This window comes from Klebsiella sp. WOUb02 (assembly GCF_050058015.1).
Lineage (GTDB): Bacteria > Pseudomonadota > Gammaproteobacteria > Enterobacterales > Enterobacteriaceae > Klebsiella.
In genome coordinates, this window is sequence record NZ_CP170110.1 from 3,184,427 (window position 1) to 3,202,512 (window position 18,086).

Genomic DNA, 18,086 nt, shown 5'->3' on the forward strand with positions numbered 1-18,086 from the left:
AATAACGGTCAGTTAAATTGCGTCAGCCATTGACGGTTGATGGTTAAGACTTCGTCCAGCAGCGCCTGCGCGTCGGTGACGTTGCCCACCAGCGGGTTGGTCACCAGCGCCAGCAGCGCGCTATCGCGACAGCCGTGTACGGCGGCTTCAATGGTCAGGCGCTCGAAGGCCTTCACCTGCTGCGTCAGGCCGTTCATCGCCGGAGGCAGCGCGCCAAAGGTCAGCGGGCGCGCGCCCTGGGCATCAATAATGCTGTTGGTTTCCACCACCGCATCATCCTCCAGGCCGTGAATCGCCCCGTTGTTGCGGGTATTCACCACCATCTCTTTGCCGAGATTGTTATGAATCGCGTTGATTAACTCCACGGCCACTTCCGAGTAGTAAGCGCCGCCGCGGAAGCTGAGCTGCTCCGGCTTCTCATCAAGGGCCGGATTGGCGTACAGCTCGAACAGCTCCTGCTCGACCTTCATCACCTGCTCGGCGCGGGTGCCTTTGGTTTTTGCCGCCGCGATCTCCTCCGCCAGCATCGCCGGCGTCAGCCAGAAGTAGCGGTGATAAGGGCAGGGAATCGCGTTCAGCGCGCGCAGGAACGGCGCCGGCCACGGCAGCTCTTTGATATTGTTCATCGACAGCGCCTGGCCATCGCACAGCATATCGATCACCTTACGGGTCACGTCTTCGCGCCCCTGCATCACTTTATGCACCCATACCATATGGTTGAGCCCGGCAAAGCGCAGGTTAACCTCTTCTTCTTTCGCGCCCAGCATGCCGGTAATCATGTGTTGCATATTAATCGGCACGTTGCACAGGCCGATAATCTTCGCCTTGCTGTAGCGGCTCACCGCCTCGGTGACAATCCCGGCCGGGTTGGTGAAGTTGAGGATAAACGCCTGCGGCGCCAGCTGCTCAACCTTGCGCGCCACCTCAAGGATCACCGGGATCGTGCGCAGCGCTTTGGCGAATCCGCCCACGCCGGTGGTTTCCTGGCCCAGCAGGTTATACTTCAGCCCGAGACGCTCGTCGCCGGCCCGCGCCGCCAGCTGCCCGACGCGCAGCTGGGTCAGCACGAAGCTGGCCCCGCGGATCGCCTCGTCCAGCGCAAAATGGACGCTGACCATAACGTGCTCCAGCCCCTTGCGGGTGAGCATTCGCCGCGTCAGCGCGGCGATAATCTCAACCTTCTCCCTGCCTGATTCAACGTCAACCAGCGCCAGCCTCCGTTACCGGAAGCTGTTCATAACGAACGATAATTCCTTCAATAAGCTCCGGCGTATAGCTACTACCGCCGCCAATAACGGCAATTTTTAGTGCTTGCATAGAGACCTCTTTCGGCATGCAGAAAGCCGCGCGCGGTCGACGTGAGCGCGCGTGATGGTTCAGGGATATGAGAGAAAAAAATCAGGGATTAAGCAGCGCGAGCGCCTTATCAAGCACCGCCGCGCCGCGCATCATGCCGTAGTCGGCCATATCGATCACCGCGACCGCTTTTCCGTGCGGCGCGGCCAGCGCGCTCAGGCGTCCGGCCTCATATTTCACCTGCGGTCCCAGCAGGATCACGTCGGCGTTGGCCAGCTCGCGCTCAAATTCCGCTACCGCCACCGCGTAGATATCCAGCGACAGCGCGCGCTGCTGCGCCTCGGCTTTCATCTTCGTCACCAGCATGCTGGTCGACATACCTGCTGCACAGCACAGAACGATTCGTTGCATGACCTCTCCCCCGGATGGATTTATGACCTCGCCCGTTAGGGCCTCAGCGAATATATTGTTAAGATTGCGTGAAAGTGAAGGCTATATGAAAATAATTTTCATCGATGTGATCGAAACGTAATTTTTGATCATTATTGCCCACGCCGTTTGCCTGATTAACCGCGAAACCATAGGAAATACCTTGGGCTGATGCTATAAATAGGCACTGGCGGTAAGTGAAAAATATTTTCAACGTGATGTTCTGGAGAAAGGAACGGTCAGGATGGATATCGTAGGTCAGTTGCAGCAAGGGCTGGTGCGTTTTAGCGCCCAGGAGTCGCGGGTTGCGGCATTTATTCTGGAAAACTTGAGCTTTACCGCCAGCGCGTCCATCGATGAACTGGCCGCCAGCGCCGGCGTCAGTCCGGCCACCATCACCCGCTTCGCCCGCTCCGTCGGCTGCGAGGATATTCGCGATCTACGCAAGCAGCTGGCGCAGGCCAGCGAGCGTCGGACCAGCTGGGTGAGCCCGAACAGCCACGCCCTGCCCGCCGCCTGGCGCGACAGGCTGGGCTATCTGGGCGATACGCTTACCCGGCAGCTGGCGCAAACTTCTGAGGCGGAGGTCGAAAAGCTCAAATCCCGCCTGCTGACCGCGCGCGCCGTGCACTGCTTCGCGCTCGGCGCCCAGGATGTCGCGCTGGCCACGCTGTTGCAGCACCAGCTGCTGCCCTCCGGTATCGCCATCAACCTGTGCCAGGACAGCGCCCTGATGCGCATGACGGCCTCGACGCTGAGCGACGACCACCTGCTGCTGGTGCTGGTCACCGCCGACGCGGACGCTATTTTGCAAAGCGCGACCCTGCAGGCGCGAACCCAGGGGGTGACCATCATCGCCCTGACGCCGGAAAACCACGCGCTGGCCAACATGGCCGCCGGGATTATTCCGCTCCCCGATAACCCGCAGCTGGCCCGCTACGCCCTGCTGCTGCTGGTCGATTTGCTTAACGATACGCTGATTGCCTGAGCCGCAATGCCCGCCGCCTTCCCGGGCGGCCTGCGGACATTTTTATGCTTGTTTTTTAAGCAAATAAATTTACATTTAACGCAAGCGCCCACCATCCGTACTCTCACCTTTTTACTTTGTCCTGCGTCAATAAAATCGCAAACATCTTTGATGCAAATCACTACATGTAGAACTTAAAATGCATCCCGGCCCTATATATTGTATTAATCGTCTATTATGTCGACACAGCCCATCGTACTCAGGCGGTGGTGGGATGTGGATAAAATGGTCCGGAACCGCAGGAAGACGGCGGCGGCTATAGCCCCTCGCGCCCTCGGAATACCTTCCGCCTCTGTGGATAACCTGTTCTATAAAATATGGAGTGATCATGACACCGCATGTGATGAAACGAGATGGCTGCAAAGTGCCGTTTAAGTCAGAGCGCATTAAAGAAGCAATTCTGCGTGCAGCTAAAGCAGCGGGAGTCGATGACGCAGACTATTGCGCCACCGTCGCAGAAGTCGTTAGCCAGCAAATGCAGAATCGGGCTCAGGTCGATATCAACGAAATCCAGACCGCCGTTGAGAACCAGCTGATGTCCGGTCCGTGGAAGCAGACTGGCTCGCGCCTATATTGAATATCGCCACGATCGCGATATCGAGCGTGAAAAACGCGGCCGCCTGAACCAGGAGATCCGCGGCCTGGTAGAGCAAACCAACTCTTCCCTGCTTAACGAAAACGCGAACAAAGACAGCAAAGTTATCCCGACCCAGCGCGACCTGCTGGCCGGGATTGTGGCCAAACACTACGCTCGCCAGCACCTGCTGCCGCGCGACGTGGTGCAGGCGCACGAGCGCGGCGAGATCCACTATCACGATCTCGACTACTCGCCGTTCTTCCCGATGTTTAACTGCATGCTGATTGACCTCAAGGGCATGCTGACCCACGGCTTTAAAATGGGCAACGCCGAGATCGAGCCGCCGAAGTCTATCTCTACCGCCACGGCGGTCACGGCGCAGATTATCGCCCAGGTCGCCAGCCATATTTACGGCGGGACCACCATCAACCGCATTGACGAAGTGCTGGCGCCGTTCGTGACCGAGAGCTGCAAGAAGCATCGTAAGATCGCCGAAGAGTGGCAGATCCCCAACGCCGAGGAGTACGCCCGCTCGCGTACCGAGAAAGAGTGCTACGACGCCTTCCAGTCGCTGGAATACGAAGTGAATACCCTGCACACCGCCAACGGCCAGACGCCTTTCGTCACCTTTGGCTTCGGCCTCGGCACCAGCTGGGAATCGCGTCTGATTCAGCAATCGATTCTGCGCAACCGCATTGCCGGTTTGGGGAAAAACCGCAAAACCGCGGTGTTCCCGAAGCTGGTCTTCGCCATTCGCGACGGTCTGAACCACCGCTTCGGCGACGCCAACTACGACATCAAGCAGCTGGCGCTGGAGTGCGCGAGCAAGCGCATGTATCCGGATATCCTCAACTACGATCAGGTGGTGAAGGTCACCGGCTCGTTTAAAACGCCGATGGGCTGCCGCAGCTTCCTCGGGGTGTGGGAAAACGAGAACGGCGAGCAGGTTCACGATGGCCGCAACAACCTCGGCGTCATCAGCCTCAACCTGCCGCGGATCGCGCTGGAAGCCAAAGGCGACGAAGCCGCCTTCTGGACCCTGCTCGATAGCCGCCTGGAGCTGGCGCGTAAGGCCCTGATGACGCGTATTGCGCGCCTCGAAGGGGTGAAGGCCCGCGTCGCGCCGATTCTCTATATGGAAGGCGCCTGCGGCGTACGCCTGAAGGCGGACGACGACGTGGCGGATATCTTTAAAAACGGCCGCGCGTCGATTTCGCTGGGCTATATCGGCATTCACGAAACCATCAACGCGCTCTCCGGCAACCAGCATATGTACGATAGCGACGCGCTGCGTGAGAAAGGCATCGCCATCGTCAAACGCATGCGCGACGCCGTGGATCGGTGGAAGGAGGAGACCGGCTACGGCTTCAGCCTCTACAGCACGCCGAGTGAAAACCTGTGCGATCGCTTCTGTCGTCTCGATACCGCCGAGTTTGGCGTCATCAACGGCGTGACCGATAAGGGCTACTACACCAACAGTTTCCACCTCGACGTCGAGAAGAAGGTCAACCCTTACGACAAGATCGATTTTGAAGCGCCCTACCCGCCGCTGGCGAACGGCGGCTTCATCTGCTACGGCGAATACCCGAACATTCAGCACAACCTGAAGGCTCTGGAAGACGTCTGGGATTACAGCTACCAGCACGTGCCGTACTACGGAACCAACACGCCCATCGACGAGTGCTACGAGTGCGGCTTTACCGGCGAGTTCGAGTGCACCAGCAAAGGGTTTACCTGCCCGAAATGCGGCAACCACGACGCGGCCCGCGTCTCGGTGACCCGCCGCGTGTGCGGCTATCTCGGCAGCCCGGACGCCCGCCCGTTCAACGCCGGCAAACAGGAAGAAGTTAAACGCCGCGTTAAGCATTTGGGTAACGGGCAGATCGGTTAATTCCGGGCGGTTTAGCCCCTCCCCCTCTCCCCAACGAGGAGAGGGGATCAATCAGTAGCCGTTTGACCATTCAGGAGCCGCTCCCGGATCGCGCCGCAAAGCGCTTTTTATCCAGGGCTACCGCCACTATATGGGTTTCCTCAAATCAGTTGGCGTTGTAGCAAGGCGGCAAGCGAGCAAGTCCCGGGGAGCTTACTGTAGTAAGTGACCTGGGCGCACGAGCGCAGCCAACGCCGCTACAGCGTCAAATGAGAAGAGGAAACAATGAATTACCATCAGTACTACCCGGTCGATATCGTCAACGGTCCCGGCACCCGCTGCACCCTGTTCGTCTCAGGCTGCGTCCACCAATGCCTCGGCTGCTATAACAAGAGCACATGGCGGCTCAACTCCGGCCTGCCGTTCACCACCGAGATGGCCGACCGCATCATCGCCGACCTCAACGACGCGCGCATTAAGCGCCAGGGAATCACCCTCTCCGGCGGCGATCCGCTGCACCCGCAGAACGTGTCGGAGATCCTCGCGCTGGTGCAGCGCATTCGCGCCGAGTGTCCCGGGAAGGATATCTGGATGTGGACGGGCTACAGGCTTGCGGAGCTCAACGACGCGCAGATGGCGGTGGTCGACCTGATTAACGTGCTGGTCGACGGCAAGTTCGTGCAGGATCTAAAAGACCCGATGCTTATCTGGCGCGGCAGCAGCAATCAGGTGGTGCATCATCTGCGCTAGCCGCGCTTAAAAGCGGCTGACGCACTCCATTGCCACGGTTTTAAATTCGTCAAAACTGCCGGTGGCGGCAAGGCGGGCCATCGCGCGTTCGCGCAGGAAAGTCACGAAAATATCATAGATCGCCATCGCCTCTTCATACTCGCTTTTGCTGATGGCCAGCAGGAATATGAGATGGGCGGTCTCATCGCCCCAGACTATGCCGTTTGGGGCAATCACCGTATAGACCACCGTTTTTTTCGCCAGCAGGCCAAGGGCGTGCGGCAGCGCAATCCCGTCGCCGAGCATGGTGCTGACGATCGCCTCACGCTCGACAACGGAGTCATAGAACCCGGCGTCGACAAAACCCTCCAGCAGCAGTCTGCCGGCACAGTTCGGCAAACAGCGTCTGGCGATCGACGGGGGTATCAATCACCCGGAAATGGGCCTCATCGAAATACTTATCCAGCATCCACGGACGGGTTCTGTCCACCAGCACCAGCTTGCCGATTTGATCCAGCTGATAATCCGTCGGGAACGGCGCGATGGTCACCACCGGCTTATCCTTTTCACCGATGCGCACGGTGGAAATAACAAAATCCTCGGCAACGGCCTCAAGCTGTTCGTAATCGCGCTGCGAAAGGGTGGCGGCAATTTCCAGTCTGCGGATATTTACGCTGCAGGGTCGCCTCGATCATCCGCACCATCGCGTTGCTGGTATCGCACACCAGCAGCACGCGCGGCTGGCGCTGGTAGCCAATATTGTAATGACGCTCGAGGCCGACGCCGATATGCAGCACCAGGAAACCGATCTCGTTTTCGCTGATCGCATAGGGGGTGTACTTTCCCCAGCTGGAGACCGCCGCCAGGGTCATATCCCACGCCATCGGGTAGTGCTGCTTGATGTTATCCAGCAGCGGATTGGGGATCATGATCTGGTAGCGCACCCGGGTGATCATGGTCTTAATATGGGTCAGCAGATCGGCGTGCAGCTGGGCGTCATCGAGCAGGTTGTAGTTATACTGGGTGTTGATATAGCGCAGGATGTAGTTCACCAGCGCTTCGTCATCATCGGCGCTGATGGTGCCCGGATCGAGGTCCTGCACCTGGCGGGCGGCAAGGTGTACGCACAGCCACTCCTCCTCCGCCGCCGAGAGCGCCTTCCCCGCCAGCTGCTGCAGCATCCCGGCCAGCTCCCGGGCGGCATCGCGCACGTTCTGCGCCACGTCTTCAGCGCTAAATTCCGCCAGCGGATAGCCCTCGCTGGCGCGGCGCACCACCACCGTGCTGTAGAGGCGGATAAAGCGCTCGCCTTCATCCGTCAGGCGGACGTGGTGGCGGGTGAGGATCTCCTGCAGCTCGCGCGCCAGCCGCGCGCCCACCTCGGCGCTCAGCCCGCCTTTATCGACCGGCAGAGGCAGTCCCCCCTGCTGCGAATGTTCCCACAGAAGGTCGGTCAGGCAGGCGCGAATCGACACTTCGCTGCCGAACAGCTTCATGCCGTGGCGCGGGCGAGTCTCCAGAGTCAGCTGGTAGCGCTGGAAACGTTCGCGCACGTCCACCATATCGCTCTGCAGCGTGGCGCGGCTGACGAACCACTCGTCCGCGAGGTCTTCGAGCTTGAGCGAAAAGGCCGAGGTCAAAAAGCGTATCAGCAAAAAGTTGATGCGATCCTGCGCGGTACGCGGAATATGCTGCGCCTTCGGAGCCGTTTCCGCCAGCGTCCGGTAGAGCGCCGGGTCGTCAACGCTGAGCCGATAGCCGCTGCCGCGGAGCAGGATAAACTGCGCGCCGTAGGGCAGTAACAGCGCGTTAAGCGCCGTAATATCGGCGCGTACGGTACGGGTAGAAACTGACAGCCGCTGCGCCAGTTCATCCTGCGGCAGCGTTTCGTTTTGCAGCAGGCTAAACAGTCTGTGCTAAACGTTGGTTGGGAAATCGCATGTCAGTTCCTTCATCTTTACGGCTCAAGGTTGAGCGGATATCACCATCTGTGACGGGCTGCCTACCGGAGTATAGTCCGGGGCAAAGGTCAGCCTGCCGCTTTTGGGCGCCACGCTGAAACGGGTGATATTATCGCTACGCTGGTTCATGACGTACAGCCACTGCCCCTGATTATCCAGCGTTAGCGTTCGTGGGTAGTCCCCGCGCGTCCAGATATCTTCCTGATGGCTCAGGCTACCGTCCGCCATGACGCTAAAGTGCGCGATGCTGTTATGCAGGCGGTTCGCCACGTACAGTCTGCCTGCCGTCGGCGCTCAGCGCCAGACCGGCGGCAAAGCTGGTGCCTTTATACTCCTTCGGCAGCGCGGAAACCGTTTTGCCCTCGCGCAGCAGGCCGCTGGCCTTATCAAGATGATAGAAGGTGAGCGTCGAGGCCTCTTCGTTAATCAGCCATAGCCCGTCGCCCTTCGGCGTGAAGACAAAGTGACGCGGCCCGGCTCCCGGCGAAGATGCGGCGATAAACGGCGGATCGTTGGGCGTCAGCTTGCCGCTGGCGCTGTCCATCCGGTACTGATAGATCCGATCCAGCCCCAGATCGGTGGAGTAAACGTATTTCCCGCTGGGATCGGCCGAGATCATATGGGCGTGGGGGCCGTTATGGTCGCTAATGGCGAAGCTGCCCTCAGCGGCCGCCGCCGGGCGCGCCGCGCCGGCCGGACCCTGGTCCTGATGAACGTCCACCGCCTCGCCCAGGCGACCGTCTTCCTGCACCGGCAGCACGGCCGTCGTGCCGCTAACGTAGTTTGCCACCAGCAGATGGCGACCGTCCGGCGTCAGGGAGAGATAAACCGGCCCGGCCCCGCCGGAAGAGACCTGGTTTAGCTCGCTCAGCTCGCCGTTGGCCCCCACGCGCCACGCCTGCACCACGCCCTTTTCCACTTCGCTGGCGGCGTACAGGGTTTTGCCGTCGCGCGAAGCGGTAAGCTGCGCGACGTTGGGCAGCGAGTCTGACCAGCGTTCGGTTGCTCAGCGCGCCGGTTTTCGCTTCAACGGTAAAGCGATACAGACCTTCGCCGTTGGGGTTATAGGTGCCGACCCAGGCGTACTGCGCCTGGGCGCAGGCGCTGGCGGCGAGCAGGGAAAGTGAAGCAACAAGCAGGTGACGAGCGGCAGGCATAGTGACTCCTTGATGGTTCGGTGGGATGAAAGTGGGTGTCCCCCGCCCTTACGGAAAGGTTCGGGGGACGGCAGAGCAATGACTATTTAACCAGCGCCCTGGTCATCTCCAGCAACTGACGCACGTCGGCCGGGCGGGTGTTGCCGCTCTCTTTATCAATAATAGAGCTGTAGATGTGAGGGATGATTTTGCTGACCCCGGCGTCCAGCGCGATCTGCAGGATCTCGCCGTAGTTTTCCAGATCGATGCCGCCGGTCGGCTCCAGCCAGAAATCGTGGCGGGCGCAGGCCTGGGCGACGGCGAGGTACTCATCGCGATGCTTCAGGCCGCCCATCGGGAAGTATTTGATCGAGCTGCCGCCCATGTCTTTTAGTAACGCAATGGCGGTTTCCAGCGGAACGATCCCGTCCGCCGCGCCGCTGCTCAGCGGGCCGGTGGAGATCTTCACCATCCCCGGCGTGCCGGTCGGGGAGACCAGGCCGTTGACGACGGTTTCGCTCTGCCCCAGCAGCGCGCGGCTGGCGCCGACGCCGGTAAAGACCTGGTTGACGTGCTGCGGCTGCACCTGACGGGAGATCTCGCTGACCATCGCCGACTGGTTTGGATCGCCCGCGCCGAGGCCCACCGACAGCGCGTTATCGATAAGCCGGGCGTATTCACGCATATCGGCCACCGCGCTCGCCACGTCCGGGTAATTTTTAGAGAGCACGCCGACCAGAACATGACCTTCCGCCGCTTCGTAGATGTCGCGGGCGTTGTCTTTGCTACCCGCCAGAACGTTCAGGCACACGCGATCGCGATAAAAATTCGGGGTCAGTTTCATGCTTTCTTCTCCATATTCAGAACTTCGCCGATGCGGCGGGAGACGATCTCCAACTGCTGTGCGCTTACGCTGCGCACGTCGGCCTCAATAATGCCTTCGTTGGCCTTATAGCCGCGGAAGTAGATGGCGTATTCGCCCTGCTTCAGCGCCTCAACCAGCTCGCCGGTGGCGATGCCGGTGACGGCTTCAGTAAACTTAATTTCCGCCCGCGCGATATCGCGGCCGGCGCTATCCCAGACCACCCGGGCGCTTACCCCGGTGAGGGCGTTGAGCTGCTCAATAAACGGCGTCATCTTCGCCACCATCTCATCGCCGCTCTCCTTGCGCGCCGTCAGGTAGTGCTCAATGGCGCAGGTCAGGCCCAGAATGCCCTCTTTACCGACCTTCATCGCCCGGCCAATGCCGGCGGACTGGCGTTTGACCCACTCGACGTACTGCGTTTTGCCGATCACCAGGCCGCTGGTTGGGCCCTCAATCGCTTTGGCGCCGCTGTAAATCACCAGGTCGGCGCCGGCGCTGTAGTAGCACTGCAGATCTTCTTCCGCCGCCGCATCGACGATCAGCGGCAGGTTGTGCTTACGCGCCACCACCACCGCCTGCTCAACGCTGAGCATGCTTTTCTGCACGCAGTGGTGAGATTTGATGTACAGGATCGCCGCGGTGCGCGGAGTGATCGCCGCCGCCAGCTGATCGGCGGAGCATTCGTTGGCGTAGCCGGCTTCCACCAGCCGGCCGCCGCCCAGCGCGACCATCGTACCCACCGGCGCGCCGAAGTTGACGTTGTGGCCTTTCGGCAGGACGATTTCGTTGTTTTCGATCGGGGTGACGTGGAGGTTTTCCAGCAGCCAGCTGCTGTCTTTCACCAGCACCGCCGCCACCGACTGGGCGATTCCCGCGGAAGCGCAGGAGACAACCGTCGCCCCTTCGACGTCCAGCAGTTTCGCGATGTACTCGCCGGTCTTGTTGACCAGGTCTTTCATTTCGAAGTAGTGATTCATGCCGCTCATGACGGCTTCGACCACTTCCGGGCGCGGCGTGGATACGCCCAGCGCCGTCATGCGGCCTGATGTATTAATAACTTGTTTTAAATTGTATTTTTCAAAAATCGAAGGCATTTTCCGCGCTCCCTTGTTCGGTCAGATAGCCCTTGCCTGCGCGAATCGCAGCAAGCGGCACCAGAATATTGTCAGCCTGCAGGCTCTCTTTTTCGGCGTCGACCAGCACCGTCGGCGCATGCTGCAGGGTAAAGAGGGTTAAATCCGCGTCGTAGCCCACGGCCAGGCGCCCTTTTTGCGTCAGGCGCAGCCCGTCGGCGGCGCTGGCGGTAACGCACTCCACCACCTGCGGTAGCGACATGCCGATGGCGAGAAACTTCGACATCACCAGCGCCAGCGAACGCACCGGGCCGTCAATACGGTTGCGGCAGTAGATATCGGAGCTGATGGTCTGCGGCAGGATGCCCAGCGCTATCGCCCGGCGCGCCACCTCAAAGCTGAAGCTGGCGGTGCCGTGGCCGACGTCAAGGCGCACGCCGCGTTTGAGGGCGCGGGTCACGGAGGCGCGCAGCTCGCCGGAAGCGGTCAGAATGCGGTTCGGCTTGCCGTTATAGCAGTGGGTGATGATATCGCCCGCGCTCAGCAGGTCGGCAATTTCATCGAGATTTGGCGGGTTGTTGCCGATATGCACCATCAGCGGCAGGTCGCCGTTTTCGCGCTGCATCGCCTTCGCCCGTTCCAGAGGGGTAATGCCGTTGTCGCCGACCACGCTGCTGCTCATGCGCGCCTTCAGGCCGACGATAAAGTCAGGGTGGCGCTTCACCGCCTGGGTTACCGCATCGGCATCGACGTTGGCCATATTGGCCAACTCGTTCTGGGCGATCAGCCCGACGCGGGAGATGTTGAGCAGCGCAAAGACCTCGGTGGCCGCGCTGCGGGTCAGCTGATAAAAATCGTCGATATCGTCCGCGCCGGTGCTGCCCGCATCAATCACCGTGGTCACGCCGGTGGCAATGCCCACGCTGTCCGGCTGGTCGTGATAAATCGGCGAGTTCGGGTAGCAGTGAACGTGGGAGTCAATCCAGCCGGCGCTGGCGTAGTAGCGGCCGTCCAGCTCAACGGTTTTGCGCGCAGGCGCGCTAATCTCGCCCAGCGCCGCAATTTTCCCGTCCTGAATGGCGATATCGGTCAGGGTATCGTCGACGAGGCGCGCACGGCGCAGGAGTAAATCAAACATGGGTCTCTCCTGTTAAAGCGGGCGCTCACGCGCCCGCAGGACTTAACCAATAGCAATCGGGAATAGAGAGCCGAGGATCATCGCGCCAAGGATGGCGCCGCCGGTGATCGGCTTCTGCCAGATGTAGAACAGCAGGGCCCCGACCAGAGAACCGATACCGATAGGAATCGACGCGGTCATCGCGCTGAGGATAATTAGCGGCCCAAGGAAGCGGCCGGAGGCGTTACCGGCCCCCATCATGACGTCGGCGCCGTAGGTGGAGTCGCTCTGATTGATGGTGAACTTACGCGCCAGAATAATGATGTAGCCAACGGCCAGGCCCAGCGCCAGGCCGGTAGCCAGCGAGGCGGCAAAGTTGGCCACCGGGAAGACCAAGCCCGCGCCCAGCAGCAGCGCCGGCACGCCGAGGCCAATACCGGTTTGGATCGCGCCGCCGATATCGAGGATCCCCACCAGCGAGCCTTCAATGATGCGCGCAAACAGGAAGCTGGCGCCAAACGCCGCGACCGCCCCGTAGGCGCCGGTATCGATGCCCGCTTTCAGCATCGCCACGAAGGCCACTTCGTTAAACGCGCCGATGCCGTAGAGATAGTACATATGTGTCCCGGCGAAGACGCCGGAGGAGAGCAGGCCAACAAAGATCGGGAACGACCAGTCGGCATACCAAAAACCTTTATTCTGTTCCATTTAGAGGCTCCTGTTATTTGCCGCTGAGCGAATTGTGAATCAGATCCAGCCAGTTCGGTACGCCCAGATGGAAGGATTGCAGGGTCTTAATATCGAAGCCGCGGAAGAAGGCGCTCAGCACGAACAGTGCGACAATAGCGGACATCATCACTTTAGTGACGCGGTGCCAGCCGCTCTCTTCAACGCCCTTACCGATCAGGATGCCCAGCACCAGACCCGGAACGGCGTTACCCATAATCAGCTGCGCCGCGCCGCCGAAAATGGTGGCCCAGAAGCCCGATTTCTTCCCGGCATCGATGGCCGCCAGCCAGAAGATCACCGGCATAACCGTATTAACCAGCAGGTTAGCCGCCGGGACCAGCACCTTAACGGCGGTGACCTGCAGCGCTTCCGGCACGGAAGAGGCGGTCAGGTTAAGGAAGGAGACCACGAACATGCCGATAACGCCGCAGGCAATCGCCATCTTCTTCGGATCGTGCAGCGTCTCGCCGACGTTGCGGTTTTTCAGCATCAGCGCGGCGGCGCCCCAGTTAGGAATGATGCGGTGATCGACGTCCTGGGTGAAGGAGCCCGCTGCGACGGAAGAAGCCCAGGCGTTAAAGAAGAAGCCGAGGCCAAAGGAGAAGTGGGAAGCCGGATCGCCTTCGCAGGAGTTCAGCTCGCCCAACGTACGAAATGCGCCCATCCCTTGCGTGGTGGGCGCATGAAACATACGTGCCGCTCCGGCGCCCACGCCGACGCCGACCAGGCCGCCGATAATGAGCGATTTTATTAAAATTATCAGGAACATAGTTTAACCCTATGGTGAGAATCAGGTTTGCGTGACGAAATCCACTTTATCGAGATTAATGGCGGTCACGTTGACGGTGACGTTCAGCTCCACGCTGTAGGTCCGTCGTTCACGGCGCAAAAAGAAGAATAAAAACGCTTCTTTGCGCACCGCTTCACGCGCATGAACAACCTCCACATCCTGTGGCTCAATACGCAGTAAAATGTGCGGCGAGGTTTTCATCACCGCCGCCTGCACGTGGTTGAGGGCATCGGCGAACGCCCGAGTTTTGCTCTCGCCTTTGCCCGTAACGCTCACCGTGGTGGTGAATTGCTCTTTCATGCTCAGACGCCGTATTTCTTTTTCCAGGCTTCGACCAGGCGCTCGCCCAGCTCTTCTTTATCCATAAAACCGAAGCCCAGAACGTTGTAGCCTTCGTTGATGGCGGTGACGCCTTCATCAACGGAACGCATGCCGTATTTCGCTTTGTAGCCGTGCTTGTTTTGCGCGGTGATGGCGCCTGCGCCGCCGCTGCCGCAGAAGGAGATGCCGAAGGTGGCGTTTTCTGCTTTCATCACGTCGCCCAGCTTCATATCAGCGGCAACGCCCGGAACCACGACTGCACGAGCTCCGGCTTTTTCCGCGCCAGCGGCAACTTTCTGTCCTTTACCCAGGCGATCGCCGATGACTAAGGTGATTTGTTCCATTTTTTAGCTCCTTACAGGTTTTCTTTTGCGACTTCGAAGTGGACGGACAGCAGCCAGGACTCTTCCTCTGGCAGGTTGCCGAATTGCGCGACCACTTCGCGGGCCAGCGTCATTGAATCTTCTGAAATTTCTTCAAACAGGCTGGCATCCACTTCCGGCAGCGGCTCGCCGCTAATTGACCGGTGGGCCATAGCCCGCACGTGGGAGGTCAGCATCTGCTCCTGAACGGCGTTGGGGATGATGTTACGGCGACCTAGCAGGGTATAAACCTGCTGCAGCATCTTCTCGGCCAGCTGCTCGGTTTGCGTTGCCTGCTCCCCTACGTCGTGTGTTACCGCTCCGTTATTCATTTGTCTTACCCCGTTGATGTCTCTGGGGATAAAACTAACGCCGGGGGAGAGGAGTTTGTAGCGAGTTGTTTTCCACTTCGAAGTGGAAAGGCCGCCGGAAGATGCGATCCATTGCACAGAATTGGCGTAAATTTGCCATTTTCGGCAAAACAGCGTGATGAGGGTCACAAGATAGCCGCTGAACCGGCGAGCGGAAGCGGCCGAACCGGCGGCTGAAGAGAGCGGCGAAATGTGACAGGGATTGGGTTTTAGCGCAGACGAAGTGCAGGAGGTACCGGCTGATACCTCCTGGAAAAGAACTTAACGGTACTTCTGGTGGTAGGTATTACGGGTAGTTTTGAACTCTTCCGCGGCGGCCTGCGCCTCTTTGACCTTGCCTTCATTGGCCAGCTTCAGGGCGCCGTCAATCTGGCCAATCAGAATATCGAGGCCGTGGCGGTAGTCCTTCATCTCCGCGCTGTCCGCGGCTTTGCCTTCCAGCTTCGGCGGGGTCTCTTTCTGCGCATCGACGGCGGCGTCGCGCATCTTCGTCAGCGCCGCTTTTTGCTCACCGGCATCAGAGGTCTTCTGCACCACCTGCAGATTTTGCGCAAGGGTGTCCATATCCTCACCCAGATCGGCGGCAAACGCCGATGCGGAACCCATCGCCAGGGCTGAAACAGCCAGCACTGCTAACAGTTTTTTACGCATTGCTCACTTCCTTTTTTATTATTTAAGCACAAGGAAAAGGCGCCACCTGGGCGCCCTTACATACCCGTTATTCCTCAGGCCGTAGCCTGAACAATCCGGTATAACACGCCATTATTGCCCGGCGATTTTCATCTCTGGCAGCAGCACGGAACCACACTGGATGTTGCTGCGCATTTCGATATCGTCGGCGACGGTCACGATATTACGCCACATATCTTGCAGATTTCCGGCGATGGTGATTTCGCTTACCGGATACTGAATTTCGCCATTCTCAACCCAGAATCCGGATGCGCCGCGCGAGTAATCGCCGGTAACGCCACTGACACCCTGCCCCATCAGTTCGGTGACGACAAGCCCGGTGCCCATCTCTTTAAGCAACTTTGCAAAACTCAGGCCGCGGCCGTTGATTCGCCAGTTGTGAATGCCGCCCGCGTGGCCGGTGCTCTTCATGCCCAGCTTGCGCGCCGAGTAGTTGGTCAGCAGCCACTGCGTCAGAATACCGTCCTTAACGATGTCGCGCCGCTCCGTACGCACGCCTTCGCTGTCGAACGGCGTTGACGCCAGCCCTTTCAGCAGGTGCGGATGCTCCTCAATGGTCAGCCAGTCCGGCAGGATCCGGGTGCCAAGCGCGTCAAGCAGGAAGGTCGATTTGCGGTACACCGCGCCGCCGGCAATCGCCCCGACCAGGTGACCAAACAGCCCGGTCGCCACTTCATTGGCAAAAATCACCGGCGCCTTCATGGTCGAGAGCTTGCGCGGCGCCAGGCGCGAGAGGGTGCGGCGGGCGCACTCGTCGCCCACCCACTCCGGCGACTGTAAATCTTCAATCGCGCGGCCGATGGTATAGGCGTAATCACGCTCCATATCGCCGTTTTCTTCCGCGATAACGCAGACTGGAGAGCGAATGGCGGGTTGAGCAGTAGCCCTGCAGCATGCCGTGGCTGTTACCGAACACCTTGATGCCGTAGTGGCTGTTGAAGCTGCCGCCTTCGGTGTTGGTGATGCGTTTATCGGCCTGCAGCGCCGCCTGTTCAGCGCGGGCGGCCAGCTCGATGGCCCGATCCGGGCTCACTTCCGCCGGGTGGAACAGGTCGAGGTCCGGGGCGTCAAAGGCCAGCAGCTCTTTGTCGGCAACGCCGGCGAACGGGTCCGGCGAAGTATAGCGGGCAATATCCAGCGCCGCCTGCACCGTGCGGGCAATCGCCTGCGGGCTAAGATCGGTCGAAGAGGCGCTGCCCTTGCGATGCTGGTGATAAACGGTGATGCCTAAGGCGCCATCGCTGTTGAATTCTACGTTCTCCACCTCGCCGTAGCGGGTGCTGACGCTGATGCCGGTGGTTTTGCTGACGGAGACTTCCGCACCGTCGGATTTACCTGCCGCCAGTTCCAGCGCCGTGGTCACGGCCTCTTCCAGCGCCTTACGCTGCTGTGCAACTTGAGAGATGACTTTCATCGCTAATGCCATAATGTAGGAAGGAGTTAATTGAAGTCTAACAGAGAACCGTTTTTCAGTGCGCGCCTTAACTGGTAACATTAGCCTCTTTTTTAAGGAGCCTGAGATGACAAAGCAGCCCGATGACTGGCTCGACGACGTTCCCGGTGATGACGTCGAAGATGAAGACGATGAAATTATCTGGGTCAGTAAAAGTGAAATTAAGCGTGACGCCGAAGAACTGAAGCGTCTTGGCGCAGAAATGGTAGAGCTGGGGAAAAACGCGCTGGATAAGATCCCGCTCGATAGCGACCTGCGCGACGCCATTGAGCTTGCCCAACGGATCAAGAAAGAGGGCCGCCGCCGCCAGATGCAGCTGATTGGCAAAATGCTGCGCAGCCGCGACGTGGACCCGATTCGCCAGGCGCTGGATAAGCTGAAGAACCGCCACAACCAGCAGGTTGCGCTGTTCCATAAGCTGGAAGTGATCCGCGACCGCCTGATTGCCGATGGCGATGACGCGGTGCCGGAAGTGCTGAACCTGTGGCCGGAAGCTGACCGTCAGCAGCTGCGTTCGCTGATCCGTAACGCGCAAAAAGAGAAAGAAGGCAACAAGCCGCCGAAGTCCGCGCGCCTGATCTTCCAGTATCTGCGCGAGCTGGCCGAAGCCGAAAGCTAGTTCCGCCGCCGCCCGGCTTCCCGCCGGCGGCGCGCCCGTCCGGGCTATCTGATAACCTTTTTCCCATAGCCCGGCATGCCTGCGCATTGCCGGAGCGTCGGCTCAGGCCATCACCACCTGGCGCAGCTGCTGCGCAAAGCGCCGGTACTGCGCTTCGTCAATTGCCTGCGGGTAGCTCAGCACCACCAGCGCATGATCGGCGATGCCGCAATGATAGGTCGGGTGGCTATGCGGCCACGGGTTGTCGCTAAAGCCCATCGCGGCGTAAAACTGCAGCCGCCTGCGGGCGATTTCCGTGGTGAGCGGATCGATCTCAAGGATGGTTAGCGGCGCGCGCCGGAGTATCTCCGCCAGCAGGCGTTTGCCGTAACCGCGCGAACGCAGGCCGTCGTCAATCGCCAGATGCTCAATGTAGCCATAGTCCGCAAACTGCCAGCTGCCGCTCAGCCCGATAAACTCGCCGTCATCAAACCACGCCTCCAGGGCATAGTGCGGGTCGCGCAGCGCCCGCTGCTTAGCCAGCGGCTCACGCTGTTCGTGCCAGGGAAAAGCCTTGACGTACAGCGCGTCAAGCGCGGGGAAGTGCGGAGAATCGGTCGAGGTTAGTTTTTCAGCAGTGAGCATGACAAAATCCAGGATAGCAAAAAATCTGCCCTCACGCGGAGGGCAGA

General features: G+C 59.8%; 14 protein-coding genes and 5 pseudogenes. 4 read left to right on the forward strand and 15 right to left on the reverse strand.

Features of this window, described 5'->3' with window-relative positions; genetic code table 11:
* Positions 1–8: 8 nt before the first annotated feature.
* A pseudogene (locus ABOC21_RS22365) lies at positions 9–1,317 on the reverse strand (6-phospho-beta-glucosidase).
* An 81-nt stretch (positions 1,318–1,398) separates the two neighbouring features.
* The gene (locus ABOC21_RS22370) at positions 1,399–1,662 is read right to left on the reverse strand and encodes a PTS sugar transporter subunit IIB (protein ID WP_426815561.1); all 264 of its coding nucleotides are present in this window, start codon (positions 1,660–1,662) and stop codon (positions 1,399–1,401) included.
* Positions 1,663–1,969: 307 nt separating this feature from the next.
* On the opposite strand from ABOC21_RS22370, the gene ABOC21_RS22375 reads away from it, so the two are divergent.
* From ABOC21_RS22375 to nrdG, 3 genes and pseudogenes are all read left to right on the forward strand, one after another.
* A complete protein-coding gene (locus tag ABOC21_RS22375; RefSeq protein ID WP_426813324.1) occupies positions 1,970–2,713 on the forward strand; it encodes a MurR/RpiR family transcriptional regulator in 744 nt (247 codons plus the stop codon).
* A gap of 367 nt (positions 2,714–3,080) precedes the next feature.
* Positions 3,081–5,220 (forward strand): annotated as a pseudogene (gene nrdD, locus ABOC21_RS22380) (anaerobic ribonucleoside-triphosphate reductase).
* A gap of 264 nt (positions 5,221–5,484) precedes the next feature.
* Positions 5,485–5,949: an anaerobic ribonucleoside-triphosphate reductase-activating protein gene (gene nrdG, locus ABOC21_RS22385; protein ID WP_426813325.1), complete on the forward strand. Its 465-nt coding sequence runs from the start codon at positions 5,485–5,487 to the stop codon at positions 5,947–5,949.
* Positions 5,950–5,955: 6 nt separating this feature from the next.
* On the opposite strand, the pseudogene ABOC21_RS22390 reads toward nrdG, so the two are convergent.
* From ABOC21_RS22390 to pmbA, 12 genes and pseudogenes are all read right to left on the reverse strand, one after another.
* A pseudogene (locus ABOC21_RS22390) lies at positions 5,956–7,869 on the reverse strand (BglG family transcription antiterminator).
* A gap of 23 nt (positions 7,870–7,892) precedes the next feature.
* A pseudogene (locus tag ABOC21_RS22395) lies at positions 7,893–9,046 on the reverse strand (lactonase family protein).
* An 82-nt stretch (positions 9,047–9,128) separates the two neighbouring features.
* A complete protein-coding gene (dagF, locus tag ABOC21_RS22400; protein ID WP_426813326.1) occupies positions 9,129–9,869 on the reverse strand; it encodes a 2-dehydro-3-deoxy-phosphogluconate aldolase in 741 nt (246 codons plus the stop codon).
* Positions 9,866–10,984, reverse strand: a complete 1,119-nt coding sequence (locus ABOC21_RS22405) for a DgaE family pyridoxal phosphate-dependent ammonia lyase (RefSeq protein ID WP_426813327.1) — start codon at positions 10,982–10,984, stop codon at positions 9,866–9,868. Before ABOC21_RS22405 ends, dagF begins: the two co-directional genes overlap by 4 nt.
* Entirely contained in the window at positions 10,968–12,101 is a 1,134-nt protein-coding gene (locus tag ABOC21_RS22410; protein WP_341799306.1) for an amidohydrolase/deacetylase family metallohydrolase, read from the reverse strand. The genes ABOC21_RS22405 and ABOC21_RS22410 overlap by 17 nt, the downstream gene beginning before the upstream one ends.
* A 42-nt stretch (positions 12,102–12,143) precedes the next feature.
* Positions 12,144–12,788 (reverse strand): DUF4310 family protein, encoded by a 645-nt coding sequence (locus tag ABOC21_RS22415; RefSeq protein ID WP_341799307.1) that lies wholly within the window; start codon positions 12,786–12,788, stop codon positions 12,144–12,146.
* Positions 12,789–12,801: 13 nt separating this feature from the next.
* Positions 12,802–13,578, reverse strand: coding sequence for a DUF4311 domain-containing protein (locus tag ABOC21_RS22420; protein WP_045853320.1), 777 nt, complete (start codon positions 13,576–13,578; stop codon positions 12,802–12,804).
* A 21-nt stretch (positions 13,579–13,599) separates the two neighbouring features.
* On the reverse strand, positions 13,600–13,899 hold the full coding sequence (locus ABOC21_RS22425) for a DUF4312 family protein (RefSeq protein WP_041143761.1): 300 nt from the start codon (positions 13,897–13,899) through the stop codon (positions 13,600–13,602).
* A gap of 2 nt (positions 13,900–13,901) precedes the next feature.
* On the reverse strand, positions 13,902–14,264 hold the full coding sequence (locus tag ABOC21_RS22430; protein ID WP_341799308.1) for an SFCGS family glycine-rich protein: 363 nt from the start codon (positions 14,262–14,264) through the stop codon (positions 13,902–13,904).
* Positions 14,265–14,275: 11 nt separating this feature from the next.
* Positions 14,276–14,614, reverse strand: coding sequence for a glycine dehydrogenase (locus tag ABOC21_RS22435; RefSeq protein WP_426813328.1), 339 nt, complete (start codon positions 14,612–14,614; stop codon positions 14,276–14,278).
* Positions 14,615–14,914: 300 nt separating this feature from the next.
* Positions 14,915–15,304: a cytochrome b562 gene (gene cybC / locus ABOC21_RS22440; protein WP_341799309.1), complete on the reverse strand. Its 390-nt coding sequence runs from the start codon at positions 15,302–15,304 to the stop codon at positions 14,915–14,917.
* A 111-nt stretch (positions 15,305–15,415) separates the two neighbouring features.
* A pseudogene (pmbA, locus tag ABOC21_RS22445) lies at positions 15,416–16,769 on the reverse strand (metalloprotease PmbA).
* A gap of 94 nt (positions 16,770–16,863) precedes the next feature.
* Here pmbA and yjgA point away from each other — a divergent pair.
* The gene (gene yjgA, locus ABOC21_RS22450; protein WP_426813329.1) at positions 16,864–17,415 is read left to right on the forward strand and encodes a ribosome biogenesis factor YjgA; all 552 of its coding nucleotides are present in this window, start codon (positions 16,864–16,866) and stop codon (positions 17,413–17,415) included.
* Positions 17,416–17,517: 102 nt separating this feature from the next.
* On the opposite strand, the gene ABOC21_RS22455 is transcribed toward yjgA, so the two are convergent.
* On the reverse strand, positions 17,518–18,039 hold the full coding sequence (locus tag ABOC21_RS22455) for a GNAT family N-acetyltransferase (protein WP_426813330.1): 522 nt from the start codon (positions 18,037–18,039) through the stop codon (positions 17,518–17,520).
* Positions 18,040–18,086 lie beyond the last annotated feature (47 nt).